Here is a 26,030-nt window from a genome sequence, read left to right on the forward strand (position 1 = left end):
AAAGGCGGCCCGTTGGGCCGCCTTTTTTTATGCCCGAAATCAGGCGCGTCCGTAAACATCCTCGAAGCGCACGATATCGTCTTCGCCCAGATAGCTTCCGGACTGTACTTCAATGAGTTCGAGGGGGACCTTGCCGACGTTGCGCAGGCGATGGGTCACGCCGAGAGGAATGTACGTGCTCTGGTTTTCGGTGAGCAGGAATACCTTTTCGCCGCAGGTGACTTCGGCCGTACCCGAAACGACGATCCAGTGTTCGGCGCGATGGTGGTGCATCTGAAGGCTGAGCACGGAGCCCGGCTTGACCACGATACGCTTGACCTGGAAGCGCTCTCCCATGTCGATGGAATCGTAGCTGCCCCACGGGCGGTAGACCTGCCGATGAGCGAGATGTTCGCTACGCCCCGTACGATTCAACGTGTCCACGATCTTCTTGACATGCTGCACTTTGTCGCGTGAAGCGACGAGCGTGGCGTCGGGACTGGTAATGACAACCACATCGTCCAGTCCCACCGTGGCTATCAGATGGCGATCATGGGAACGTACCAGGCTGTTGCGCGTGTCGTGGGCAATGACGTCACCTTGCGTCGCGTTGCCATCGTCATCCTTCGCGGAGGCCTCCCAGAGAGCGGACCATGAGCCAATGTCGCTCCAGCGGCAACTGACCGGCACAACGGCTGCATGAGCGGTCTTCTCCATCACGGCATAGTCAATGGAATCTTCGGGGACGGCCACCATGGCGTCCTTGTCGAAGCGTACAAAATCGAGATCCGGCTGCGCCGTAGTGAAGACCTTGCGTGCCGCATCGTGGATCGAGGGCGAGTGCTTTTGCAGTTCTTCCAGGTACCGGCTCGCCTTGAATAGGAACATGCCGGAGTTCCAATCGAAATCACCGCTGGTGACGTAGGCCTGGGCGGTTTCCGCGTTGGGTTTTTCGACGAACTGGGCGACTTTGTATCCGTCGGCGGATACGGCTTCCGCACGCTTGATGTAGCCGAAACCGGTCTCGGGGGCTTCCGGACGGATACCGAAGGTGACCAACCATCCATCGGTCGCCAGCGGTGTGGCACGACGGACAGCGTCGACAAAGCTGCCTTCGTCACCGATGAGGTGGTCGGCAGGAAGCACAAGGATGATGGCCTCGGAGTCATGCGAAGCCGCCTGCATGGCCGCCAGGGCGATGGCGGGAGCCGTGTTTCTTGCGGCGGGCTCCAGCAGGATCGCGGCGCCGTCGATGCCCAGCTCCTGGATCTGTTCGGCCACCGTGAAACGATGATCTTCGCTGCAGACCACGATGGGGGTGCCGGCGTCGTCCAACTGGCGGGTACGTTTGACCGTCTGCTGGAATAGCGTGTCGTCCCCTACGAGAGCGAGGAACTGTTTTGGGCGGTTCTTGCGCGAAATGGGCCACAGACGGGTACCGCTACCGCCGCTGAGTATGACCGGGACAATCATGAAATCCGCTCCAGGAGGACATTAACCCAGCAATTATATCCCGGGACCAGTCCATAGGACGTGGCCCGGAATCTGCTGTTCAGTCAACAAGATCGGCCTCAGGATAGCTTCTGTACAGCCAGCGTGGCTTGCCGGGCTTTGCCGGCCTGTTGTTTCTGGCTCGTAGGAAGATGTATTGCCCGAGATCGTAGTCCCGGTTGGGGATCGTGGCGATCAATGGTGCAATGCGATCGACGGGAAAGTAGAGATCCGAGTGGTTCGCATGGACATCCGAGGAAAAAAGGATCTCAAGGTCGAAGCCAAGGTGGTCCAGCATGAGGAACAGTTCATGCTTATTGTACTCCCTGTTGTGCCGGCCGTAGACACCGTAGCCGGAGATGGGGTCGTACATGTTTTGCCCGGCCAGCATCTTGGCCACGTTCTCCAGGCGATTCATGTTCGGCGTGGTCAGCACCAGGGCTCCCCCCGGCGTGAGCTTGTCCTTGATGCGCCGGAGTGCCCCTAGCGGGTCCGAGACGAGGTGTTCGATTACCTCGCAAAAGAGAATGACATCGAACGAGCCTTCGAAAGGAATGTCTTCGACATCGACGTTTCCATTGAGGAAATCGAAGGCGAAGGTTTCCCCTGTATCGACATGCTTGCAGGTTTGGGTGCCGCCACCGCCATCGATGCCGAAGTAGTTCGTGCAATGGACCTCGTGCTTGCGGAACTTCTTCAGGAGGATCGTCGTGAAATAGGGATTCGCGCCGATCTCCAGAAGGCGACCGCGTGTATCGGGAACTAATTCCAATGTATGAACGAATCGCCTGAAATCTTCGTCCAGGTAGTTGGTCAGCTCAGATCGCGGCGCACCGTCGAGTGAGAAGCCTCCGAGATACGTCCTGAGGGTCGCTTCCGTCTGGGAAGACGGAAGCGACAGGGGGCGGTCGATATGCGAAAAGATAGACTCAAGCGGTAGGGCCATTGCATTTATCCTCGATACGGAAAATGGAACGGATAACTCAAGTGCAAGTATGAGCCGCCATTGCGGCTAACTTATGGCAGAGCGTCGATCCAGAACTCGCTCGCATGGATGCCGATGGCGCGCCCGTCGCCGGAGATACCTGCGTCTTTTGGCGACATGTAGCCTTCGATGCCGATATCGAAATCGATACGGCCGTTTGCTACCGCGTCACAGGGCACATCCGTTTCCAGCAATGACGCCTCAGGCTTCACAATCGTCATATCGCCCAACTGACGTGCGCCGGAACGAATGGATACCCGCATCTGTGGATTCCGGTCGGTGACATGTGGGATGAATCGCAGGTGGAAGCGGAAACCATGTCCGGTGCATTGGGGGACGGGACCGGCCAATTTCGCCATGGCTCCGTCGGTCCATGTGCCGTTCTCTTCTCGGGGGAACCAGCCTGCGCCGAGGAAGTTGGCTGAATTGAAGTCGGCGGCGTCCAGTTTGTAATGCACGCCCGGGCGAATCATCAGTCGGGCTGCTTCACGCTCGGCCGTGGTCAGGTGCAGATAGACGAAACGACGACCGTCTGGGATATGGCCCTGCCATTTCTCCGGATTGAATACGCGAGTAGGCAACGCGCTCAAATCATAGTCGCAGCGCTTGTTTACCGACGGCGTGATGGCCATGTGCTGCCACTGGACGACCAGGATCTTTGCGCAATCCGGGCCGATGACGGCGAAGGTAACCGGATGATAGGACAGGGGCTCGCCTGTGAATCGGTCCGTGAAGATCTGCGGCGGCGGATCGTAGAAGTATGGCGCGCGGACCTGGATTAGCCTGGAGAGCGCCGTCGGTTTCATGTACACCTCATGCCGGCTGGGCTTGAAGTGCATGGCGGTGGCGGTCGTAGCAAGGATGAGTAGCACCAGGCCAATTCCCCGGACGATCCTGGAGGCAGGACGGAATCGGGAGAGTGCGAACGCAAGCAAGGGAACGAACAGGCCGATATACCAGGTGGCATACCGTGCTACGTGGACAGTGGCACCGGAATTCAGGTTGGTGGTCGAGGACGCGGCGAAAAGATTGGTCACCACGAAGACGCCGACGAATGCCAGGGTGATCGGCGCGGGGCGCGACTTGCGCATGACCGATGCGCCGAGCGCCAGTATCACCAGGCCCAGGGGCCAGTTGGGAAAAAGGCCGACATCGGGATCGATTACCCAAATCAGTGTGCTACCGATATTCGATCCGATGGAGGCTCCCCCCCGCCAGAAGCTGGGGATCGATGACTCCGATGCGGGTAAAGAAGTACAGCGGATGTAGCGCGATCAATGCCAGCGTGGTGACGGCAAGGACGACATTCGAAAATTTTATGGGCTCCTTTCGGACTTTCCATGCTGCGATTGCTAGCAAGAATACCGACGTGGCGCCGATACTGATGTTCTGCGTGGAGGCGATCGCCAGCATTAGCGCGGCGACGAAATAGGATCGCCGGGAAAACACCACGGCGGCAATCGCTACGCAACAATACGTCAGGAACTCAGTGTGAACCTTGTCTACGAACCAGATCATCGGCGAGCCGATGGTGACAACAGCGGCGGCGAAGGCACCGATACGCCCGTAGGCGCGGGCCGAGACGTAGATCAGGGCTCCGAAAAGCAATGCGTGGAGGAAGATGAACGCGAGGTGTGCCCCGGCGCCAAAAAGAGAGAGCCAGCCGCCGGCTACCACGGCAAGCGCGGGATAGAACCAGAAATGATTGTAGTCCGCGCCGCTTTTCTGGATAAGCGGGGGGAAGGCATCCCTCATCGTTTGCGTTGCAACGGCATCACGCAGGGTGCCGCTAGCGACGAGCTTGTCGTAGGCCACATAGGCCGGCTCGGTCATGAAGGGGTGGTGCCCAACCTTGATGGCATAGTAAAGCGCGTAGTACTCCGAGCCATCTCCCACGCGAGTTGGCTTGAGTAGTGCACCGGTGAGAAATATCAGGGCTAGACCGGCGAAGCCAAGTATAAGCGCCCATTTATTCGCAAGGGGAGAGATCCACGGATGAATATGCACGGCGTCCTTTCGGAGCCCTTTATCCTTGATGCTCTCGGATGAGTCAGTATCGCCAGGTCGCATGGTCAGCCATTTTCATGAAGGGTCGCCGGTTGTTCTCAACCGGTATCAACGGAATTCGAGCTTGTCGAGCATGACGCCGAGATTGCGCGAATCGGAACTTATGCCGGCATCACGGGGTGAAAGGGCATCGGGCAAATCGAGTGAGAGCGTCAATGTATCCGACGTACTGCGAGCGCTCTCTGGAATGGCGATGTCGATCTGTGTCGCCGTCGTCAGACTCCAGGTTCCGACGGGCACACCGTTCACGCTGATGGCGAGGTGTTGTGAGTGGCCTGAAGGACTGAAGGGCGAGACAGACAGGCGAAGGCTGCGCGGAAACACCATGCCTTGGGATGGATAGCGACAACGAAGAGTCGCGTGCTTGCCATCGGTCCAGCGGCCGGTATCGCCCGCCGAACTGACACCGGTCATCATGGTCTCTGGAAGGTGCCCTGATGAAGAAAAATCAAGGGTTTGACGACAGACATCCGAGAATTTGGCCATGATGCACTGGCCGTCGCTTACGACGAAGCCGTCGCCTAATCGCGTTCGGATACATGAAGGATCCGACCATACGCTGGGATGAGTCGTGGAGCTGAAGATGGCTCCGACCCTGGATGGTTCAGGGAAGTCGTGGTCGTAAAGCGGGGCGTAGCCATTGCCGTCGCGGGGCGATGAGAAAACGGCAAGCGAGACCAGGTAATTGGCGACGTTGCTCATGTCTCCGACCACCAAACCGCGAGCATAGGCATGCATGGTGCCATCAACGGCCCCCGTGGCACGCGCCACGCTGGCGGCGCTCTCCACGGCTAGGAATTCAGGTGCCGTCACTTCGCGATGGCTATGCGAAAACGTCAGCACCCACATGGCTGCAAGAATGATTGCCGGCTGTAGCCAGCCCAGGAGTGGACGCTGGGTCGTGTGGGATGCAGCGTTCCGGCCAGACCGGATTATGACGATCAGCAGTGATATTTGGAGAAGAAGAAAGGTGGATAAACCGAATGCATACTTACGGCATGCGTATTCGGAGCCGATACCGAATCGGCTCGCAACGAGTTGCATGAGACATAGAGCGGCAATGGCTCCTCCAGCGCAACCCACATGCCTGGCAGCGACGGCGACCTTGCTCGCGTGCAAACGGCTGTAAGGCAAGGATACGTAGAGTAGCGTCGCGGACATCAGGGCGACGATCGTCGCCATGGCGGCCAGGCGGGGTAACGATGTCAGGAATGACAGGGGGAGATAACCGTTGTTGTCGCTGATCGTTCTCATCGCCATGAAGGCCGGGTGGCAATAAATGGCCAGGCCGGCCAGGATGGTAACGATCACGAGCGCGGGGAGGCGCTTCCATGCCTTGCCGGGATCAGAGATTGCGTACATTCCCAGAAGCATCAGCCCGTACGCGACGCCCTCAAGGGCCGGGAGCAGGTGTATCCCGGCGGCGAGGATGGCCAGTAGGACGGCGATGAGTGGCAGGGAGAAGCTACTCCCACGGGCACGCTCTACGAAGGCACATCCTGCGACGACCAGCATGAAGAAGGCTTGTCCAGCCAATTGGGGCAGAAAGTAATTTACGACGATCTCATGGCCGAACAGATCGAGCCTGGGATAGACGCGATTGACGGCCAGGAGGGCAAGCAGGCTCCCGACGAACAGCCAGGAACTCTTGCCGGGCAGGAGCCTTGACAGTGCGCCCACGGCGGCCCAGCACGCCACGAGGGACATCGTGGCGACGACCTGCATGCCAATGAATGGTGAATGGACAAACGCGGCGACGCAGGCCGCAAGGACATGCGCGTACCTTGGGTAGATCGCCATTTCTCCAAGGACGGGTGCGGCACCTGATCCGACGCCCCAGTGATCGTGGAGCCATCGAATCAAGGCGTAATGGTGCGCCACGTCCGGACTGGAGCTATATCCGTAAGGTACGGCCCGAATGAATATGAAGACGACCACGGCAAGCAAGGCGCTTACCGTGAGCCATCCACCTCCCCGCGAGAATTTCTCTCGCAGCCGTCCATCGAGGGTGGCCATGGGTAATCAATGGCCGCCGGGAGCAGGTGCGCCCAGTCGTTCAGCCATGCGCTGACCTTCCCGAATGGCGTAATTGGTACCACGGTCTTCCGGATAGATTTGCGCCATCGTTGAGATCAAGGCATTTTCGTACGGGGTTTCTTCTGCCGGGACGTACTTCGAATAGCCTCGCTCGGTCACCGGCTGCGCATAGTCCGCACGCCAGATACGGAATTCCTTGATCCAGTCCCGGCGGAACTTCGGGAACATGCGCTCGAGATGCGGCAACGCAAAGGCCAGGTATTCGTCATCCGACATGGACCACGTGGCATCGGAGGTGGCGAGGTAGCGAGAAAGAAAAACGATATGCCTGCCGGCGTAGTGCGAGCTGTCGTCCAGGTTGGTGTGTTCGATAACACCGACGAAGGGGAAGCCCGGATCGTTGACGTTGATCCAGTACGTGTCGGAAAGGCTGTGGGTGAGCTCCATCACCAGGCACACGTTTCCGAGATAATTGACCCGTTCCAGCGAGTCGATCCAGGCGCGCGGCGCATCCTTGAGGATCCTGGCGATGATCTTGAACGACGGTGTCAGCAGGAAATTGCTTGCCTGGACGTCGTCGTTAGGTGTCTGCAGCGCCTGGATGCGATTGCCTTCGGTAACGGCACCCGTGACCGGCGTGTTGTAGCGAATCTCGCCGCCCAGCGACACGATGCGATCGGCGATGGCTTCTGCGAGTCTGCCGAAACCGCCCCGGAAATAGGCGAGCTGTTCGCCGCCCTTGGTATCGCGCGTGCTGCCGCGGAGTACCAACTTCTTCCAGAACCATACGGCGTTGATGTCTTCCGCGAACACGGAAAACTTCGAGCGGATCAGCGGTTCCCAGACCAGTTCGAAAACTTTCTTTCCGCAAAGTGGCTCAAGCCACTCGCGGATGGTCAGGTGCTCGATTTCCTTCCAGTCTTTGACCTTGCGCACCTGGAACACGAGCCAGCCGAGCCGAAGGCGATCAACGAACGGGAGCGGGCTAAAACGAAGGACGTCCAGTGGGGTCGAGAGTCGCCATAGACGACCGTTGTAGTACATGCCGGTACGCGATGGGAGCGTCAGGATGAGATCGCTCAACCCCAGTTCTTCGACGAGCTTCGGAACGAAGGCATCGTTATTGAACCAGTGGTGGTAGAACTTCTCGATGCGCACGCCATCGTCGAAGTCGAACGTACCCGCAAGCCCGCCTGCCGACGAATCGGATTCGAGGACGATGACTTTCTTGCCCGCCTGGGCAAGCCTCAGGCCAGCGACCAGGCCAGTGAAGCCGGCACCGACGATAGCGGTGTCATATGCGGTAGTGGGGTGCGTCATGGCATGTCTCCGGAGACGTCGCGCGATGCTTGTGTGCGCGCCGCCTTGAACAGGTTACGGTTGAAAATCATGACGGTCGCACCTGCGATCGTCGTTGGAAGCCATACGCCGAGATGGCACAGGACGGCGAGCGTCATGGCCTGCGAGGACGATCCACCCATGAGATGGGCCGCCGTGAAGGCCGCGAGATGATAGGGGCCCACGTAGCCAGGTGACGAAGGCACGAGCGTGGCGATGGTGGCCATGGACATCAGCAACAGGCCGCCAGGCAGGGAGAACGGCATGCCAATGCCCTGCATCAAGGCGAGGTATAGGCCAAGCTCGCCAGCCCAGGCTACAAAGGAAATGGCCAGTGCCGCAAAAATCGTCCTTAACCGCGATATGGCCTGAAGGGCTTCGCCAAGGTCTCCCAGAGCGTGGAGCAGATTCAGAACCTTTGGGGGTGCCTTGTTCGTCAGGCTTTTTTCCAGCCAACGGATGGATTTCACCACCAGGCCCGTGAACAGGATCAACCCGAGCAGTGCGATGCTGCCGAGTACCGCCAATACAAGGACGATATCCACAACCGAGGCCGGAAGGGCGCCCTTTGGGAAAAACGAGCCGGCCAGGGCAAGGCAGATCAGCAGGGTGAGCAGGTCGACAAGACGCTCCAGTACCAGCGTAGCGGTCGCGCCTGTTTTCGTGACACCCAGGGCAGCTGGAAAAACCAGCGCTCGAACAACGTCACCCAGGCGGAAGGGTAGTACGTTATTCAGGGCGATGGACGCAAGGAACGGGCTTGCGCAAGCCGCGGTGCTTACCTTGGGGCCGCAGGCTTCCAACAGCATTTTCCAGCGGTGGATACGTGCGGTGTAACCGATGGCGAGCGATAAGACGCCCACCACCAGGTACGGCCAGTGGAACGTTTCCAGGGCGCGCTCGACTTCATTGAATCGAATGTTGCGGAATACGAAGTATAAGCAGACGGCAGAAAGCGCACAGCCAATTACCAGGCGGAGCCAGCCGCCTTTTTTCTTGGTGCCTGAGGTTTCGATAAGGGTTTCGCTCGACATCCTCAGGGCTTCCAGGGTGCCTTGTCGGCGTCCCACAAGGATTGCAGTTCCCGCTTGTCGCGCAGCGTGTCGCACGGCTGCCAGAAGCCGTGATGCTGGAATGCCATGAGTTCGCCATCCCGGGCAAGGTTGGCCAAGGGCGCTCGTTCAAATGACGTATCGTCGCCAGCGATGTAGTCCAGGGCTTTAGGTTCGAGGACGAAGAAGCCGCCGTTGATCCAGCCGATCTCATCCTGGGGCTTCTCTTCGAAGCTTGTAACGTTGGCACTTGCGCCCATGTTGAGCACGCCGAATCGGCCCGGCGGCTGCACCGCCGCGACGGTTGCGAGCTTGCCATGATTTCGATGGAAGGCCAGTTCGGCCGAGATATCGATGTCCGACAGGCCGTCACCATACGTGAGGCAGAAGGTTTCTTCGCCGAGGTACTCGCGAACTCGTTTAACGCGACCACCCGTCATCGTGTCCTGCCCCGTATCGATGAGTGTGATCTTCCAGTCTTCCGCCTGGCTGTTCAGCACGGCAGTTTCACCCGTGCGAAGGTTGATCTCGAGGTCGGCCGTATGGCGATAGTAATTGAAGAAATATTCCTTGATGACATAGCCCTTGTAGCCGAGGCAGATCACGAAGTCCTTCACCCCATGCTTGGCGTAGCTCTTCATGATGTGCCACAGGAGAGGGCGACCGCCGATCTCGACCATCGGCTTGGGTTTGTAGTCGGATTCTTCGGCGATGCGTGTGCCGAGGCCGCCAGCGAGAATAACTGCCTTCATGTTCGGGCCACTTAGAGTTTGATGTCGTTGGGAGCAAGGTTCAGGGCATCCTGAACGATAGCGATGGGTTCGCGCCGGAGTATCCGGTAGATCCTCAGCAGGTACTCGCCGAGTATGCCAAGCAAAAGCGATTGAAAGCCAATGCCGAACAGAATGAGGATGTGGAGGCTTGCGAGGCCCCGGGGTAGATCGGGAAAGATCAGCTTCAGCACGAGATAATAAATGGCGCCGATAGCAGATAACGAGAGAATGGCGATGCCCGCCACCGTCGCCAGGCGAAGCGGGATCAGCGAGTGATTGAATACGCCCGTCAGTCCGAGTCGAATCAGTTGGGCGACACCGAACTTGCTGGATCCAGCGACGTGAGCGGCGCGATCGTATGTCAGGCCAATCTGCCGGAAGCCCATGCCCGCGATGAGTCCGCGCAGGTAAGGTTCGGCGGATCTCTGCTCGGCTAGCGCCTGGATTACCTTGCGGTCCACGAGGCGAAAATCACCGGCATTACGCGGAATGGGATGCTCGCTGATTCGGTCGATGAACCAGTAGCCGACCTTGCGGAACGAGTGGATGAGCTTGCCTTCTGGCCGCGCCCTGCGCACCCCATACACGACGTGGTAACCCTGCTTCCAAAGCGCGAGGAATTCCTTGAGCAGTTCGGGCGGATCCTGGAGATCCGCATCGATTTGCAGGACCGCATCTCCACGGGTGTGGAGATAGTTGGCAAGGATCGAGCGCTGAAAGCCGAAATTCTTTGAAAAACGAATTGCCCGAATGCGCTGGTCCTTCGCGGCCAGTGCCTCCAACATGCTCCACGTGCTGTCCGTAGAGCAGTTATCGCTGAAAACGAATTCCAGCTCGCACTCATTGGCAAGGGAGTGTGCCAAGGCGTCGAGGCGTGCATACAGCGCTTCGATATTTCCTTCTTCGTTGAAGACGGGAATGGCGATCGAAATCAGGGGTAATGCGTTCATGGCGTTCCAAGAAGGTCCGTCTGGCTTAGTTCGGCGATCGTGGCCTGGATGCCCTCGGTCACCGTGAACCGGGGATGCCACGAAATATGGGATGCCAGGGCGTCCGGGTTGCCGATGACACGCGGCTGGTCGTCCGGTCGAAGAGGGATCGCGCCGAATTGCAGGAGTGCGGTGTCCGCTCTCATGGCCTGGGCGACGTGGAGCGCAAAATCGCGCACGCTTGTGGCGATACCGCTGCATACATTGTAGTGACCACCGGGAAGCGTCCCGTCGAGGGCGGCAGCGAGCGCACCAAGTATCGCACGACAGGCATCGTCGATATGAACGAAGTCCCTGAGCTGGTGGCCTTCCGACAAGGGAGCGGTTTGCTTCTCGAGCAGTGCGTTGCGAAGCGAAGGCAGCAGGCGATGGGGAGCCTCGCCGGGGCCGTACACATTGAACAGCCGGAGATTCGTCGAAGAAACGCCCAGCGCGGCACCTTTGGCCACGGCCAGCATCGCTCCCGCAGCCTTGGTTGCGCCGTAAAGCTTGCGGGTTTCCAGCGGGGTTGCCTCGTCAAGGCGATTCCCATCGAAACTGGCGTACTCGGAATTGGTTCCGGTCATGAGGAAGGCACGGCAGCCCAGGTCATGGGCCAGCGATACCAGTTCGCTGGGAAGAAACCCATTGACCTGGATGAGGACCTCGGGCGAGCGATCCAAAGGATGCACGCCCGCAGCGGCGAGATGGAGTATCGCATCGAAGGCTTCGCCTTCGAGTGCTTTGCGGGCGCTGGAACCGTCGAGGCCGCCGGGTACGAGGACGTGCCGTATTTCCCCCGATGACCGCAGCGGGCTACGCCCGATCGACACGACGTCGATGCGGGCTGCCTGGAGGTGGGCAATCAGCCTGCTACCGATGAAACCGGCGCCGCCCGTGAGCAGGACGCGCATCAGCCCTTGTTCCGCTTGAGCAGGAGCTGTCGCCACTCCACGATTTGTCCGAAGGTGATGGTGGTCGCGTCCTGTTTCCCGGTGTGGAATTCGCGATACCAGGCAGCGGTACGTTCGATGGTCTGCTCGACGTCCCATGCGGGATGCCAGCCAAGGTCATCTCGTGCCAGCGTGCTGTCCAGCGCCAGAAGGCGTGCCTCTTTCGCGGGATTGTCGAGATACTCCAGATCAGGACGGGACCACGTTTCGGCCAGGGATTCCAGTACGGCGCGGACTGTCAGTGCCCGCCCGTCGGCCGGCCCGAGGTTCCAACTGCGCGCGGTGGTGTCGGGCGAGTCGATAAGACGTGCCGCCAACATCATGTAACCCTGCACCAGGGCCAGTACATGCTGCCAGGGACGGGTAGCGTCGGGATACCTGAGGGTAAGGCTGGAGCCCTGCGTGACCGCCCGGACGAAGTCAGGTATCAGGCGGTCTTCAGACCAGTCGCCGCCACCGATGATATTGCCACCACGTGCGGTAGCTACCGGCAAAGGGCGGTCGTCCGATGTCCTGAACGCATACTGGTAGCTCTGGATGACCATCTCGGCCGCGGACTTGGACGCGCTGTACGGGTCCTTTCCGCCAAGGGGATCGTTTTCGCGATAAGGCCACGGCCATTCGCGGTTTTCGTAGACCTTGTCCGTCGTTACGCAAACGACTGCCCGCAGGCCAGGAACGTGCCTGCTGGCTTCGAGCACGTTGAGGGTGCCCATCACATTCGTATTGAATGTGTCAAAGGGTTCGCGATAGCTTTTGCGGACCAGTGGCTGGGCGGCCAGGTGAAGTACCACGTCGGGGCAGTAAGCCGACATGGCCTGTTCCAGCGCCTGACGGTCGCAAATGTCGCCGAGGATAGAGCGCATGCGTCCGTCGAGGCGGAGTTCGTGCCAAAGGCTGGGAGATGTCTCCGGTGCGAGCGAAAAACCACATACGTCAGCGCCAATATCGAGAAGCCACGCGCAAGCCCATGAACCGGTGAATCCCGTATGGCCGGTGACGAATACCTTTCTGCCCCGCAGCTTTTCCTCGAACGCAAGAAGTTCGGTATGACGCATGGTTCTTTCCCTGATCGGCCGGATTCGTTGGATGGCTAGCCCCCGTCGGCGACCCGTGAGCGGGCAGGGGAGCACCAGATATCCCGTAAGTATAGCCTTACCATCCTGATCGGCTCACCCAGGGATGGGCTGGCTGAATCATTCATAGGTCAGACCGATACCGCGGATATCCAGGGGTGGATGGGAGGTGGAGCCCGTGGCATCTCGTTCAGGACGGGACGCATCATCCGTTGGGGACAGCTCGACGGTCGTGATCTGGCTCCGATTCCATAGGGTTGCCGGAATTCGGACGCTGACGGGCCCGTGCTGTTCAACCGCTTGTATACCCACATCCTGGCCATTGACTTTGACTGTGACTGGCACGTCTTTTGCGTGGGGGGTGGATGCCACCTCGACCTGCAATACGACCGCATTCTGTGCGGAGCGCGACCGAAACTGAAGGTATACCGTCCCATCGACGTAAGCTGGCTGGGGGGACGACACCGGATCGGGTAATCCGAACGCTGCCAGTGTGCAGTCCTTTCGTAGAGCGGCGAGGGACTTGATGGCCCCTTCCAGTTCTGCAATGGGCGTCGTCGCGGTGATATGGCAGTACATGGTGGAAGAGAACCTGCGCGTGGCCATGATGTTGCCGGCGCTGCCCACCTCCCAGACATCCACACGATCGCCTGCCGCCCGTATTGCGTGCTCATTGAATGCGTGTCTATACCCGAAAACGTAGGCCCACTGGGATGGGACCTGGAACTCGGATCCGGAGCGGTAGGCCCAGGTAGCCAGCGCTACCGTGGCAGGCCAATTCTCAACCGCGGACTGGTTGATGAGTGCCATGCGACCCGTATAGGGCAGCTGCGTGGATGGGGTCTGGTCGAAGGCGTTCGACTCACTGTTGATCGGCTCCCTGGGCATCAGGGTGGCGACGACGATGACCATCAGCCAGGCTAGCGAGGGGGGGAGCGGCCCGGTCAATACGGGGCCTGTCAGCATGGCCAATGCCGAGACGGTGGTCGCCGCCATGACAAAAATGATGCCGTACACGAAGTAGGAGTTGAATTCGAACAGTTGCCCGGTGATTCGACTAGACCACACGCAAGAGAGCGCTACAGCCAGCAGGCAGAAACCGACCGTCATCCGCAGTGCCTGAGCGCCGCGGTCACCGGGGTGGCGGCGTGCCACGATGGTGGTGATGGCGAACGCGCCGATGCAGGCGAGCACCATGGCCAGCACGCGACGGGTCAGGAGTCCGATGTGCGGCAGGCCGCTTATGCCCTCCGGATGGTGATCGAAAATGAACAGCGATGCGATGGCGTTGATGGCTTGAGCCCAGCTCGGGCGCTCTCCGCCGCCACGTTTTACATAGTCCAGGATTCGGGCGGCGTTGCAGTCGGGGCATCGCCCCAGGTCGATGACGATAGGTAACAGGAAGATCGCCATAATGAGGAGCGAGACAAGTAGCGGCTTGATGGCCTTACGCAGGATGGCGGAAGGAGATGAGCCTTCGCGACGGCATGCTTGTGCGTAGAAGGCTACCGCCACGAGCAACGGGGGGATTGACATGAGCGGTTGCGCGACATGCCCATGGCAAAGGATGCATACCATCAGGACCGACAATGGAAGCATGTTCAGCCTGCCGCAGGCTAGGAAGCTGCAGGCGACAAGAAGGAGGATATATGGCCCAAGCAGCACATGGGGCATCCACACGCTGGCAATGGCGTTGCCGGCGTACGTCAGGACGATGGTGGCGACGATGATCAGCAGAGGCAGCACCACGGCGCGTCGCGTCGTGGTAGCAAGAAGACTGATGGCGCCAGCGATGAGGCCTGACTGGAGAAGAATGCCGGCCAAGATATCGGCCTGGTGCGCAGACGCGACAAGATGGGCCACGTCGTGGAATAACCACTGTCCGCCTGCGTACCAATAGAAAAAAAACGGTCCGGGATGATTGAAGCCCCAGCGCGAATAATTTCCATACAGGTCTGAAAAAGACCTCGCATCGATGATGTTGAGCGCATTGGCGCCGATGTCACCGACTTCCATGATCGGCGGACCGAAAAGGAAGGTCGCATGTTGCGTGATGACAAAGGCCGCGATAAGCGCGGTTACGAAAGCGAAAATGCCCCAGGAGAACCGGCTGGGATGCTGGATGGTCATGGTATCGATACCCATACAGGGAGAGGTGGTCCTCAGCGAAAGGAAAGGTGTTTGTGGCCGAGGTAGCTGGTCACGACCGGGACAGCCACGCCGACCGCATGGGCGCAAAGCTCGGGGTACCAGGACCATCCGATCAATGGCAGGAACCAACGGGCCAGAAGCAAGCTTATTGCCAATGTCTGGATGACGGCGAACAGATTCACCACTACGAACCAGACGGCCTGGCGGCCTACGGAGTGCGCACTCGCCTGGAATACAAGGCGGCGATTGAGGTAGAAGGCGGTGATCATGCCCAGGCAGTACGCGACGACGATCGCGGGCGCATAGGCCATCATCTGGCTTAGCGCGATGCGAGAGCCGAAGTTGACCACTGCGGCAAAACCACCAACCGCCAGGAATTTCAGAAAGCGTATATGAGCAGGAGACAGGGCGCGGATCATGCCGATCCTGCGCCCTGATCCACCTGAACAGGGGACGCCACGGCCTCCCGGGCCATCATCCGGCCGAAATCGATGCTTTCGGAGATGCCTCGATCCTCGGGGTAATAGTGCGACGTGTCCGCGGCCCAGAGTCCCTGAACGGGTAACTTTCGGAACGGAATGTCATCCAGGTACCCCGGCGGACAGATCGGCTGGGCATAGCGATATCGGCTGGCGCGAATGTCGATGAAGTCGGCATCCGTCAGCCCCGGATTGATGGTCTTGAGATAACGTTTCACCTTCGCGGTGAAGACCTCATCGGCATCGCCATACTTCGGGTGCTCACCCGGCATGTAGAAGGGAACATAGATGATGTGCGCATCGAGCGGACGAAGATTGGTGTACTCGACCAATCCTGGGATATCCATGTCTTCGTCGTTGACGTTCAACCAGAAGTTTTCCGTCACGGCTTTCTTCAACTTGGCGATGACGCATACGACAGCGATGTTCTTTAGGCGGGAATATTGTTCCAGGATATCCGGCGGCAGGTCGGGCATCAGCCGGGGAACCAGGGGTAGCGGTGTCGTGCTGATCACTTTCTCGAACGACTCAAGCCCCTGCGCGGTTTCGACGCCCATGACGGCGCCGTCGTTCATGACGACTTTCTTAACCGGGCTGGATAGCCGGAACTCTCCTCCGTGGGCCTCGATCCAGGATTGCATGGTCTTGAGGAGCGTTTCGGATCCTCCGTCGAGATAACCGAGTTTTTCGCGGAAGATGTCGTATCGCGAGTTGCCTATACGACGGATTCGACTCCATATCCAGGCAGCGGAAAGGTTGTCGCTGTAGTCGTAGAATTTGTAGTCGAAAAGGCGCCGCCAGAGGACGTTCCATGCCTCCTCGCCGACCCAGCGGCGGATCCATCCTGTCGCTTCGACATGATCCAGGGGCCGCCAATCCTTGCGCTTGGTCGAAAAAAACGCGTGCAGGCCGTAGCGAATCTTGGCGATCAGGCCAAGACCCTTGAAGCGCAGCAGGGCCATGGGGTTTCCCCAGGGCTGCAGGCGCTTTTGATACCAATAACCCATCCGAGTTTCCGTCCATCGCATACGGTCCGAAAGACCCAGCTCGGACAGGACATCCAGGAACCCTCGATCCGAAGTGCAATGGAAATGGTAGTAGCGCTCGATCTGAAGGCCCGAGAAATCGAACGTGGCGGTCATCCCACCGACACGGTCGTCAGCCTCGAATACCACCGGTTGGTGTCCGTCGCGGACCAGCTGGTAGGCGACGGCCAAGCCCATCGGGCCCGCTCCGATGACGGCAATGCGTTGTGGCTTGTTCATTTGATTTTCCGATATCAGCGCTTGAGGACGATGGCCGAATAGCGCGGATCGCAATAGCTCTCACGCACGGCCTCGGCAAAGGACGTCTGGGTTACGCCGAAGATTTGCGCTGTATCGACGCCTTTGAAGTCATCCCCTGCGCTGAGTGCTTTCAATTGATCGGCGGTGAAGGGGGGTTTTCCGCTAAACAATGCATATACCTTGAGGAGAAATGCGAAAAGCCCGTAGGGAATATGTACGATGGCGGTACGGAGCCCCTTCGCTTTCTTGATTGTCCGGATAATGTCGACATAGTCGATTCGGGTATCACCCACGACGTCGTAGATCTCGCCATTGCGCTCGCGAAGAATGCAATCGACGATGCAGCGGCAAAAATCGCGCTCATACAAGGGCTGCCGCATGTAGCGGCCGTCACCGGGTATGGGGAATACGGGGGTTCGGGCCATGAATCGCGATAGCCAGCCAAAATGCTTCGGATCGAACCAGCCGAACATCAGCGTGGGGCGCAGCACGCAGTGCCGCATACCCGAGGAAACGACGAGTTCCTCTTGCGCCCGCTTGGTCTCAGTGTAGTCGTCCACCGCCACGGAGATCACCACCGACGAGCTGATATGGACGATGTAAGGCGTTCCGTGCCGTTGGGCTGCCGCCAGTACCAGGCGCGTAGCATCAATATTATTGCGTATGAATACATCACGAAATTTGCTGGTGATCTGGGCATGCAATTGGACTAGGCAATCCGCACCCTCGAAGGCTTGTTCCCAGTCGCCGGGCACGGCCAGATCGGCCTGGATGACTTCGACGTCCGGATGGAGCTGTCGAAGGATGCCCAGGTTGTATTCGTGCTTGTCGATCGCGACGATTCGAACGAATCCATGACTCTTCAGTTCGACGATAAGATTCTGTCCGACCAGTCCGGCGGCACCCGTAATGACGATCTTGCTGTGTTCGCTAGGCATGGTCAGAGACGGAGACGTTTGAAGATGGATTCGGGAATACTGCGAATGATGATCATGATGCCTTGCCAGAACCATGGCAGGTAAACGCTCGACAGCCTCTTATCCAGGGCGTTGACAATGCCACTAGCGACCGCGGATGGCTTCGCCCATAGCGCACCTTTCTTGAAGTCCCTGGTCATGGGTGTATCCACGAAGCCGGGTTTGATTGTCAGGACATTTACGCCGTGATGCGAGAGCCGCTGCCGTAGGCCACTCAGGAACGTGGTGACGGCAGCCTTCGCCGAACCATATAGATAGTTATTGGCTCGCCCACGGTCTCCAGCCACGGAGGATATGACGGCGATGCTGCCTTTCCCGGCCTGCTCCATGCGTTGGGCGGCGAGGGTCAACAATGCGATGGTCGAGGTCGCGTTCGTAGCGAACTCCCGAAGGGCGATGTCGACGGCTATCTCGCACTGGTGCTGGTCCGGTAGCGTGCCATGAGCGATCAGCAGGACGTCGATACCTCCGAGTTCGTTCCAGGCGCGGTCTAACATCGATGCGTGCTCCTGGATCTCGTTGACGTCCAGGCTTGCGTGACCGACAGCGACTGCACCGCGGACACCAAGGTCGTCCGCCATGGCCTGGAGCTTGCTGGAAGAGCGTCCCCACAGGAACAGCCGCGCCCCCCGCTTCGCGTAAATGCGGGCGACAGCTTCTGCGATAGCCGATGTCGCGCCGATGATGAGCACTCGTTGCATGGTTACTCCGTGACCCTGCGCCAGAAGCTTGACGACAAACCGGGGTCGATGAATCGGGAGAATGCCTCCCACGATGGATAATATTTGCGGAAGCTCGGGCCGCTCATCCGCGCATCTTTGGCGGGATATACGGCTCCACCCACGTCGGCGACGATGGCGTCGAGACGATCCAGCAATGGGAGCGTGCGCTGGTCCCCCAAGGGAAAGTCCAGCGCCAGTGTCGTGCCTTCGCGCGGAAAGGACAGCAGGCCGCAGGACGGCTTGGCGCCGAATTGCTTGAGCACGGCAAGGAAGGAGCCGCCGCCTTCGTTACCTATGGTTCGCACCAGCTCTCTCATGGTGGTTTCCGCCGCCGTAGGCGGCACCACACACTGGTACTGGACGAAACCCTTCGGCCCGTAGATCCGATTCCAGTCGGAGATACCGTCGAGCGGGTAGAAAAATGGCTGGTAGTGGACCGTATCGTGGCGGACGCTCTTGCGCTGACGATGATAGTAAAGCCAGTTGAAAATGCGCAGGCTGTACGGGTTGATCAGGGAAAGAGGCGGCGTTACGGGTACGCCGATGCGTTGCCGGGGAGGGCTTGCCGGTGCGTCCGACGGATTTGGCGCGTGGTTGGCCCGGCTGAACAGTCCACGACCCAGGGCATTTCCTTGTGCCGCGCAGTCGATCCAAGACACCGTGTATTCGTAGTCCTGATTCGATGCCTGGGACAACTCGAAGAACGTATCCAGGTTGGCGAACCGATGGCTCTCGGCAGACATCCATGGGCTGGCAATGCGGCGCAGGGCGATAGTGGCCCATGTGATCACGCCGGTCAGCCCTAGGCCGCCTATCGTGGCGGAGAACCAGTCGGACTGTTCGTCAGGAGAACACCGGATGCGGCTTCCATCCGTGCGGAGGAGTTCAAAGGCCAGAACGTGATGGCCAAACGTCCCGGCGCGATGATGGTTCTTGCCATGCACATCGTTGGCGATGGCGCCTCCGACAGTAATGAAGCGTGTCCCTGGGGTGACCGGCAGAAACCAGCCCTGCGGAACGACAAGGTCCAGGATGTCGGAAAACAGGACACCGGCTTCGCAGGTCAGGATGCCTGTGGTGGGATCGAAGGCGATGAAGCGATCCAGTCCTCGTATGGCATACAGCGTGCCCCCGTCGTTCAGGCAACTATCGCCATAGCTTCTGGCGTTGCCGATCGGCAGCGCGAACCCGTGATCGGGTTGGGGAAGGGGTGCATGTCGATCGAGCAAGGTGACGACCTGCTCGGTCGTCACGGGATAGCGCCCCCATGAGCGTCCCACCCGGCGCATCAGATCGCCGACCCGACAATGACCGCGGCTATGACACCCAGGATGCGGCTAGTCTTGTCCATGACAGCGAACACGACGGGATCGTCGTGCATGACACCTCGGTGCGCTATGGCCCAGGTCCGGCTTATCCAGTAAAGCAGTAACGGACAAAGCATCCACAGGTAATGGGGATGCCGATAGAGCGAGAGGCTCGCTGTGCTCTCAACGTAAAGCGCGAGCACAAGCACCGCCATGTAGCCACTGGCGCTTCCCATGGACTGGATGAGAGGGATATCGTCCACATCGTATCCGCGTCCACTGGCCTGGACCTTGCCGGCGGACTGGAGGGTCAGAAGTTCGACATAGCGCTTCACCATCGCGAGGCTCAGGAATATGAACATCGAGAAGGCAAGCAGCCAGAACGACGGTTTGGAATGAATGGCGGCGGTTCCGGCCAGTATCCGCGTGGTGTAGAGACCTGCCAGCACTACCACGTCGAGCATCATGATGCGTTTCAAACGTACGGAGTATGCCGTGGTCAGTACGTAATACCCGGCGAGCACGGCGATAAAATGATAGGGGAGCAGGGTAGACAGGGCGAAGGCTGTCACCAAGAGCAGGACGGCCACCGCGGGACCTGCCGCTAGCGGCAGGTTACCCGCTGCGAAGGGACGGTGACGTTTGCGGTGATGCTGTCGATCGGCGGCAAGATCGAGTAGATCGTTGGTGAGGTACACGCTGGACGCGCAGAGTCCGAACGTAAGGAATGCAAGTACGGAAGCGGAGAGGGCTTCTACATCGAATACACGATGGGAGGCCAGCAGGGGCAGGAACACGAGTACGTTCTTGATCCACTGGTGTATGCGAAGCGCCTTGGCCCAGGCACGGGGGCCTCCACGTCGGATGACAAAACGTCTTTCGACGGCGCTCACTTTGGCGGCTGCCGTGGACAAGGCATGGCCGTGCTCCACCACGAGCGCTGCATGCGCGTGTTGCCACACCATCAGGTCGACCGGTGCATTGCCGACGTAGTCGAACCCCTTCTCGCCGAAACGTTCCGTCAGGATGCGTGCTTTATTCGCGCCCGCGAGATTCAGTTGACCGTCACTGGCTAGGACCTCGTCGAAGACGCCGACGTGGGTGGCCACCGGGGCTGCGAGCATCGCATCGGAGGCGGTACACAGGACGATGCGGCGATAGCCGCGCTGCTCCCGCAACCAGTCGATAATTTCGTGGTTATAGGGCAGCGCGGCAGGATTCAGCTCGACGCGAAGGGCGATTTGTTGCTTGAGGTAGGCTTTGCCGCGGAGCAACCAGACAAGCATCAGGAAAAATGCAAAAGGCTGACGCGCCAGCAGCATCAACGCGGATTCCACTAGTAAGTCCGAACGGATCAGCGTTCCGTCAAGATCCACGCAGAGTGGGATTCCTTCTGCTTTTGTGTTGTCCATCGCGACGTACACCATGAAATATTCGCACCTATACGTCGCGACGCTTGCCGCACGTTCCCCTGATGAAGGCCAGCCGCCTGCGCGGCTGGCCTGTCTTGTCAGCCGATGGCAGCTTCCAGTTCAGGCAGGATCTTGAACAGGTTGCCCACCAGGCCAATATCCGCGATTTCGAAAATAGGCGCTTCGCCGTCCTTGTTGATGGCAACGATCGTGCCGGCGTCCTTTATGCCGGTGAGGTGCTGGATGGCGCCCGAGATGCCCACGGCGACGTAGAGTTCAGGGGCGATGATCTTGCCGGTCTGTCCGACCTGTAGTTCGTTGGGGACATACCCGGCATCGACCGCCGCACGGGATGCTCCTACGGCAGCGCCGATCTTGTCGGCGAACTTGTAGATCACCTCGAAGTTTTCCTTCGAACCAACCCCTCGGCCACCGGACACGACCTTGGGCGCACCCTGCAGGTCCGGGCGATCGCTCTTGCCCTGCTGCAACCCGACGAAACGGGTGTGGGTGGGCAACGCGGCATCGACGACCACCGGTTCGATGGTAGCGGAGCCGTTGGCAGCCGCGGCCGGCCAGGAGGCCGTGCGGATCGTGGCAACGACGATGGAGGCCGTGTCGACCTCGACAGTGACGATGGCGTTGCCGGCGTAGATCGGGCGCTTGAAGCTATGCGGGCCTTCCACGGTCATCACGTCGCTGACCTGGGACACGCCGAGCAACGCGGCGACGCGAGGGGCGAGGTCCTTGCCAAAGGTGGTCGAGGGAGCGAAGACATGGCTATAGCCTGCCGCCACCTTGGCGATCTGTGGGGCGAAAACCGCAGCGAGCGCATGGGTGTTCTCGGGGCGAGCCACGGTAAGTACCTTGCTGACGCCATCGATCTTCGCGGCATCGGCGGCGATCGCATCAGGGGCATCACTCAGCACGAGGATGTCGATGGCTTCCGGGTTGACGGCGGCGGCGGCGCTGACGGCGCGGTGGGTGGCGCCGTTGAGCTTGCCGTCGAGGTGTTCGGCGATAACGAGGATCTTGGTCATGTCGAGTCTCCGTGCGCCTGCTTTACAGCAGACCCTTTTGCTTGAGGACCGCGACCAGTTCTGCGGCATCCTTCACCATCACGCCCTTGCTGCGCTTGGCCGGAGCGGCATAGTGCGTGGTCTTGAGGTGGTCTGCGGCATCGACGCCTAGCGAACCGAGTTCGATGATGTCGATCGGCTTAGACTTGGCCTTCATGATGTCGGGAAGCTTGATGAATCGGGGTTCGTTGAGGCGAAGGTCGGTGGTGATCACGGCGGGGAGTTCGGCCTCGATCGTCTCCAGGCCGGCGTCGACCTCGCGGGTGACCGTCGCCTTGCCGTCCGAGATCTCTACCTTGCTGGCGAAAGTGGCCTGCGGACGATCCCAGAGCGCGGCGAGCATCTGCCCGGTCTGGTTTGCATCGTCATCGATGGCCTGCTTGCCCACGATGACCAGGCCGGGCTGTTCCTTTTCCACGAGCTTCAGCAGGGTGCGGGCGGCGGTCAGGGGGGAGACGGCGTCGGTGGTCTGGACATGGATGGCGCGGTTTGCACCCATCGCCAGGCCATTGCGCAGATGAGCGGTGAGGTCGGCGGGGCCGATGCCCACGACGATCACTTCCTCTGCGATGCCCTTCTCACGCAGGCGCAAGGCCTCTTCGAGGGCGATATCGTCGAACGGGTTGGCGGAAAGCTTCACGCCGTCGGTCACGACGCCCGTACCGTCCGGTTTGACCTGAATGCGGACGTTGTAGTCCACCACACGCTTGTAACCAACCAGAATCTTCATTCGGCTATTCCCTGATGGAAGAGTGTTCCCGCCCGGGGCCAGATCCGGGAGGCATACCACTTCGATTGTAGCTCCCGACATGGCAAATGGCGACAAAACGGCTAGTTGCGCGGGTACTTGACGGGTGAAGGGTGCCGCCGCGGTGGTCGTATCGAGGCTTTCCGCAGCCTAGGGTGAGACCACTTGGCTCGGTTGCTCCTGGATGACGCCTCGTTGTCGCAGGATATCGGTGGCTAGCGCCTGGGCGCTGGTGGCCCACTCCGGCCATGGAGGAAGGGTCCCGGAGGGCGGCGGCGATGTCAGCCAGCCTTTCAGGAACGTGGCCAGTTGCCGTGGGGTATCGGCGTCGAAGTAAGCGGGGTAGGCGTCGGCCACCTCACGAAAAACCGGCAAATCCCGTGCTATCACCGGCTTGCCGCGCTGAGCGGCTTCGATGAGGGGAAGCCCGAAGCCCTCGCCCCACGACGCTGCCAACAGCGCGGTGCTGGCGGTATAAATGGTGTCGAGCATGGCATCGTCGCATTCGTCCAGCCAGAAAAGGCGGCCGCCACGGGCGGTATGTCGATCAAGACGCTCTATCAGGTCGTTCACGAGCCATCCGCGCTTGCCGACGATGACAAGGTTGGCGTCCACACCTTCCGCCCATAATATTTCCATGGCCGAAAGCGCCTGGGCATGTCCTTTCCGGGGTTCGAGCGTTCCCACCATGAGAAAGCTGGGACGGGCGCGAAGGGCGTCAGCGACGTACGGCGGAATCGTGGTTTTCTTCATCGTGCGCATCGGCGTGACGCCGAGCGGAAAGATGGTGACCCGAGGGCGGCTTGCGTCATGCCGGGCAGCAAGCCAGTGCTCCAGATCCAGCGCCGTGCTGCGGGAGTTGCAATGCAGTACATCGGCTAGATCGGCCGCGTTGGCGAGCCATTCGACAAACGACGTCCGTGTATGTGGATGGAAAGCGTCCGGCAGCGTGATCGGCAACAGATCGTGCACGATGAAGTGCATGTCGACCCCGGCGCGACGCCAGGTGCGTAGCAGGGGGGCGCTGGCTGGAAGGCTGTTGATCGCCCAATCCAGGCCGACGAACGTTTCGTTTCCGGTGACCGCCACGATGTCATCCGGGAGATCGGCGGGTGTGGGCACGCCGAGCAGCGCGCAAGCATAGGCATGCGCGTGATGATAGCGGCCGTCCCTGAAAACCACTGGCTCGATCCTTACGTGTTCAGGGGGACGGGCCAGCCAGTTCTCCAGTATGCAGCGCGCCACGCGCTGGATCCCCGTACCGAAATCGGCTTCTGCGATCTGGGTGACATCGACAAGCCAGCGGCGTGCAGTCGCCGGACGCAGGCGATCGAGAGCGTCAGCGATGCGAGCCAGGTCATCGTCGCCCAGGTGAGGCGCCTCGTTCGTGGCAATGGCGTCTTCCACGAGACGCTGGCGGATCAGCGGATGGGTTGCGACCGAGGTCCAGTCGATGGTGTCGGTCGGGGCGACCACGATCGGCCCAAGCCCGGCCAGCAGCACTCGCCAGTCGTCCATGTCGGGAGGGCGGACAAGCCCTGCATAACCGTGAACGCGGTAGCGGTCGGCGGGAGGAAGGGCGTCCGCCGTGGGATAGGGGCCGCTCCAATGGATAGGCCCCGGCCAGCGTCGGACCTCGGGGAGTCGGTGGCTGACGTTCAATGCGTCGAGGGCGTGGATCGGTGCGATGTGCGTGAGGGGCGTCTGGTCGATTCGTTCGCGAGGTCGCCGTCCCGCCATGGCATGCTCGATCGCGACCAAGGCCCGCTCGGCAACGTTGTCCCATGTGAACATCGCAGCGCGTCGCAGTCCGGCTTCCCGCATATCGTGTTGGCGTTCGGTGGACGTGAGCACGTCGAGCATGGCCTTCGTGATGGCCTGCGCACTTGAGCCGTCGAAGAGCGCCGACGCGTCGCCGATCACCTCTGGGAGGCTCGTGGCGTTGTTCGCGATAGTGGGAGCACCACAGGCCATGGCTTCGAGCGGAGGAAGACCGAAACCCTCCCGCTGCGAAGGAAAGACGAACAGGTCGCAGTGCTGGTAAAGCAGGACGAGTTCATCATCGCTCACGAAATCGGTAAGGATGACCTCGTGAGCGTGAAGTCCCGTCCGTTCCATGTGGGCTGCGAAGCGTTGGCGTGTGCCTTCGTCGAGTCGTCCGACGATAACGAGTTGGTGGCTATCGCGGACATCCCTGGGCAGTTCGGCAAATGCCGGAAACAGCACGTCGACGTTCTTGCGTTGATCGAACCCGCCGTTGTAGAGAACGAACGCTCCCCGAATGCCGAAACGCTCCCGTAGCGCTGTTTGCGCGGATCCGTCGGGTGGGGCGGGGCGAAAACGGGCATCCACACCGGCGCCGATGGCGACAACCCGCTCCGCGGGCACGCCGAGGCGCTCGATGGCATCCTGTCTCACCCATTCGGAAATCGCGAGCAGCAGGTCGCAGCGCTTCAGCGAGGCTATGCGCCTGAAGTACCAGTCCCGCATCCTCGAACGCCCCATTTCTTCAGGCGCATGCAGGGGGATAAGGTCATAGAGCGTGGCGACACAGAGTGGGGAGATCATTCCGCTCGGCGCGAGGGCATCGTCGGTGAATCCTTCCACGACGCTACTTTGCCACGCCACGTCGGCCCCACTGGTATCGAGCGCGTGGGACATCAGCCGTTCAGCGGCATCGCGACGCCATGCGTTGTCGGGGTTGCTCGATGACGTCTGCCGTATCGGCCCGTAGGTCGACCAACTGGGCTTGCCGGTGCCGGACGGCCACATCTCGATACTTTCGTCGATACCGTCGAGCGCCGCGTTGAACATGAATTGGACGTGGTGACGTGCGCTCGCCATGGTGAGGAAAGCGGACGTCACTTGCCGCGTATAGCGGCCGATCCCTCGATGACGGCTGTCCGTCTGAACGCCCTGCATGTCGACGACGATCTTCACTGCGGGTTTCCCATTCGCATGCGATCAAAACTGCGGCGGCTGCTTTCGGACATCTGGCTGGCATCCACATCAAGCCGGGCCTCGGGATGGGAGACGCGGTGCGCCGCGGTGCGAAGAGCCGCGTCGAGTGCGGGAATTCGATAAACGGTATCGACCAGCCAGCGCTTCATACGCGGGTGCTTCGTCAGTAGACGAAGGGCAGCGCGAAGA

22 protein-coding genes are annotated in these 26,030 nt (G+C 60.1%); all 22 read right to left on the bottom strand.

Annotated elements, in window-relative coordinates; translation table 11 throughout:
• Positions 1 to 39: 39 nt before the first annotated feature.
• The 22 genes from GAK28_RS07380 to GAK28_RS07485 all read right to left on the bottom strand — a co-directional run bounded on the left by GAK28_RS07380 (position 40) and on the right by GAK28_RS07485 (position 25,990).
• On the bottom strand, positions 40 to 1,452 hold the full coding sequence (locus tag GAK28_RS07380) for a mannose-1-phosphate guanylyltransferase/mannose-6-phosphate isomerase (protein WP_291776672.1): 1,413 nt from the start codon (positions 1,450 to 1,452) through the stop codon (positions 40 to 42).
• Between the two features lie 79 nt (positions 1,453 to 1,531).
• A complete protein-coding gene (locus GAK28_RS07385; protein ID WP_291776674.1) occupies positions 1,532 to 2,416 on the bottom strand; it encodes a class I SAM-dependent methyltransferase in 885 nt (294 codons plus the stop codon).
• Between the two features lie 71 nt (positions 2,417 to 2,487).
• Entirely contained in the window at positions 2,488 to 3,546 is a 1,059-nt protein-coding gene (locus GAK28_RS07390) for a hypothetical protein (protein ID WP_291776677.1), read from the bottom strand.
• An 88-nt stretch (positions 3,547 to 3,634) separates the two neighbouring features.
• A complete protein-coding gene (locus tag GAK28_RS07395) occupies positions 3,635 to 4,462 on the bottom strand; it encodes a hypothetical protein (protein ID WP_291776679.1) in 828 nt (275 codons plus the stop codon).
• A gap of 108 nt (positions 4,463 to 4,570) precedes the next feature.
• The gene (locus GAK28_RS07400) at positions 4,571 to 6,538 is read right to left on the bottom strand and encodes a hypothetical protein (RefSeq protein ID WP_291776680.1); all 1,968 of its coding nucleotides are present in this window, start codon (positions 6,536 to 6,538) and stop codon (positions 4,571 to 4,573) included.
• Positions 6,539 to 6,544: 6 nt separating this feature from the next.
• Positions 6,545 to 7,879 carry an NAD(P)/FAD-dependent oxidoreductase gene (locus GAK28_RS07405; RefSeq protein WP_291776681.1) on the bottom strand — a complete coding sequence of 445 codons (1,335 nt, stop codon included), beginning with the start codon at positions 7,877 to 7,879 and terminating at the stop codon, positions 6,545 to 6,547.
• A complete protein-coding gene (locus tag GAK28_RS07410; protein WP_291776683.1) occupies positions 7,876 to 8,931 on the bottom strand; it encodes a lysylphosphatidylglycerol synthase transmembrane domain-containing protein in 1,056 nt (351 codons plus the stop codon). The genes GAK28_RS07405 and GAK28_RS07410 overlap by 4 nt, the downstream gene beginning before the upstream one ends.
• 2 nt (positions 8,932 to 8,933) lie before the next feature.
• Positions 8,934 to 9,701 carry a glucose-1-phosphate cytidylyltransferase gene (gene rfbF, locus GAK28_RS07415; protein ID WP_291776685.1) on the bottom strand — a complete coding sequence of 256 codons (768 nt, stop codon included), beginning with the start codon at positions 9,699 to 9,701 and terminating at the stop codon, positions 8,934 to 8,936.
• An 11-nt stretch (positions 9,702 to 9,712) separates the two neighbouring features.
• Positions 9,713 to 10,672, bottom strand: a complete 960-nt coding sequence (locus GAK28_RS07420; protein WP_291776688.1) for a glycosyltransferase family 2 protein — start codon at positions 10,670 to 10,672, stop codon at positions 9,713 to 9,715.
• Positions 10,669 to 11,604 carry an NAD(P)-dependent oxidoreductase gene (locus tag GAK28_RS07425; protein WP_291776690.1) on the bottom strand — a complete coding sequence of 312 codons (936 nt, stop codon included), beginning with the start codon at positions 11,602 to 11,604 and terminating at the stop codon, positions 10,669 to 10,671. Before GAK28_RS07425 ends, GAK28_RS07420 begins: the two co-directional genes overlap by 4 nt.
• On the bottom strand, positions 11,604 to 12,701 hold the full coding sequence (gene rfbG / locus GAK28_RS07430) for a CDP-glucose 4,6-dehydratase (RefSeq protein WP_291776693.1): 1,098 nt from the start codon (positions 12,699 to 12,701) through the stop codon (positions 11,604 to 11,606). The genes GAK28_RS07425 and rfbG overlap by 1 nt, the downstream gene beginning before the upstream one ends.
• Before the next feature lie 138 nt (positions 12,702 to 12,839).
• Positions 12,840 to 14,849, bottom strand: a complete 2,010-nt coding sequence (locus tag GAK28_RS07435) for a hypothetical protein (RefSeq protein WP_291776694.1) — start codon at positions 14,847 to 14,849, stop codon at positions 12,840 to 12,842.
• A gap of 32 nt (positions 14,850 to 14,881) precedes the next feature.
• Positions 14,882 to 15,289 carry a GtrA family protein gene (locus GAK28_RS07440; RefSeq protein WP_291776695.1) on the bottom strand — a complete coding sequence of 136 codons (408 nt, stop codon included), beginning with the start codon at positions 15,287 to 15,289 and terminating at the stop codon, positions 14,882 to 14,884.
• Complete coding sequence (locus GAK28_RS07445; protein WP_291776697.1) at positions 15,286 to 16,614, bottom strand: NAD(P)/FAD-dependent oxidoreductase; 1,329 nt, start codon at positions 16,612 to 16,614, stop codon at positions 15,286 to 15,288. The genes GAK28_RS07440 and GAK28_RS07445 overlap by 4 nt, the downstream gene beginning before the upstream one ends.
• Positions 16,615 to 16,628: 14 nt before the next feature.
• Positions 16,629 to 17,573, bottom strand: coding sequence for an NAD-dependent epimerase/dehydratase family protein (locus GAK28_RS07450; RefSeq protein WP_291776699.1), 945 nt, complete (start codon positions 17,571 to 17,573; stop codon positions 16,629 to 16,631).
• Positions 17,574 to 17,575: 2 nt separating this feature from the next.
• Positions 17,576 to 18,313 carry an SDR family oxidoreductase gene (locus tag GAK28_RS07455; RefSeq protein ID WP_291776701.1) on the bottom strand — a complete coding sequence of 246 codons (738 nt, stop codon included), beginning with the start codon at positions 18,311 to 18,313 and terminating at the stop codon, positions 17,576 to 17,578.
• Positions 18,314 to 18,315: 2 nt separating this feature from the next.
• Positions 18,316 to 19,623, bottom strand: coding sequence for an FAD-binding oxidoreductase (locus GAK28_RS07460; protein ID WP_291776703.1), 1,308 nt, complete (start codon positions 19,621 to 19,623; stop codon positions 18,316 to 18,318).
• A complete protein-coding gene (locus tag GAK28_RS07465; RefSeq protein ID WP_291776705.1) occupies positions 19,623 to 21,068 on the bottom strand; it encodes a UbiA family prenyltransferase in 1,446 nt (481 codons plus the stop codon). Before GAK28_RS07465 ends, GAK28_RS07460 begins: the two co-directional genes overlap by 1 nt.
• An 83-nt stretch (positions 21,069 to 21,151) precedes the next feature.
• Complete coding sequence (locus GAK28_RS07470) at positions 21,152 to 22,093, bottom strand: electron transfer flavoprotein subunit alpha/FixB family protein (protein ID WP_291776707.1); 942 nt, start codon at positions 22,091 to 22,093, stop codon at positions 21,152 to 21,154.
• A gap of 22 nt (positions 22,094 to 22,115) precedes the next feature.
• Positions 22,116 to 22,862 (bottom strand): electron transfer flavoprotein subunit beta/FixA family protein, encoded by a 747-nt coding sequence (locus GAK28_RS07475; protein ID WP_291776709.1) that lies wholly within the window; start codon positions 22,860 to 22,862, stop codon positions 22,116 to 22,118.
• 168 nt (positions 22,863 to 23,030) lie between these two features.
• Entirely contained in the window at positions 23,031 to 25,820 is a 2,790-nt protein-coding gene (locus GAK28_RS07480) for a glycosyltransferase family 1 protein (protein WP_291776710.1), read from the bottom strand.
• Positions 25,817 to 25,990, bottom strand: a complete 174-nt coding sequence (locus GAK28_RS07485; RefSeq protein ID WP_291776712.1) for a hypothetical protein — start codon at positions 25,988 to 25,990, stop codon at positions 25,817 to 25,819. The genes GAK28_RS07480 and GAK28_RS07485 overlap by 4 nt, the downstream gene beginning before the upstream one ends.
• Between the last annotated feature and the right edge of the window lie 40 nt (positions 25,991 to 26,030).

Origin of the sequence: Luteibacter sp. (assembly GCF_009912395.1) — a bacterium.
GTDB lineage: Bacteria > Pseudomonadota > Gammaproteobacteria > Xanthomonadales > Rhodanobacteraceae > Luteibacter.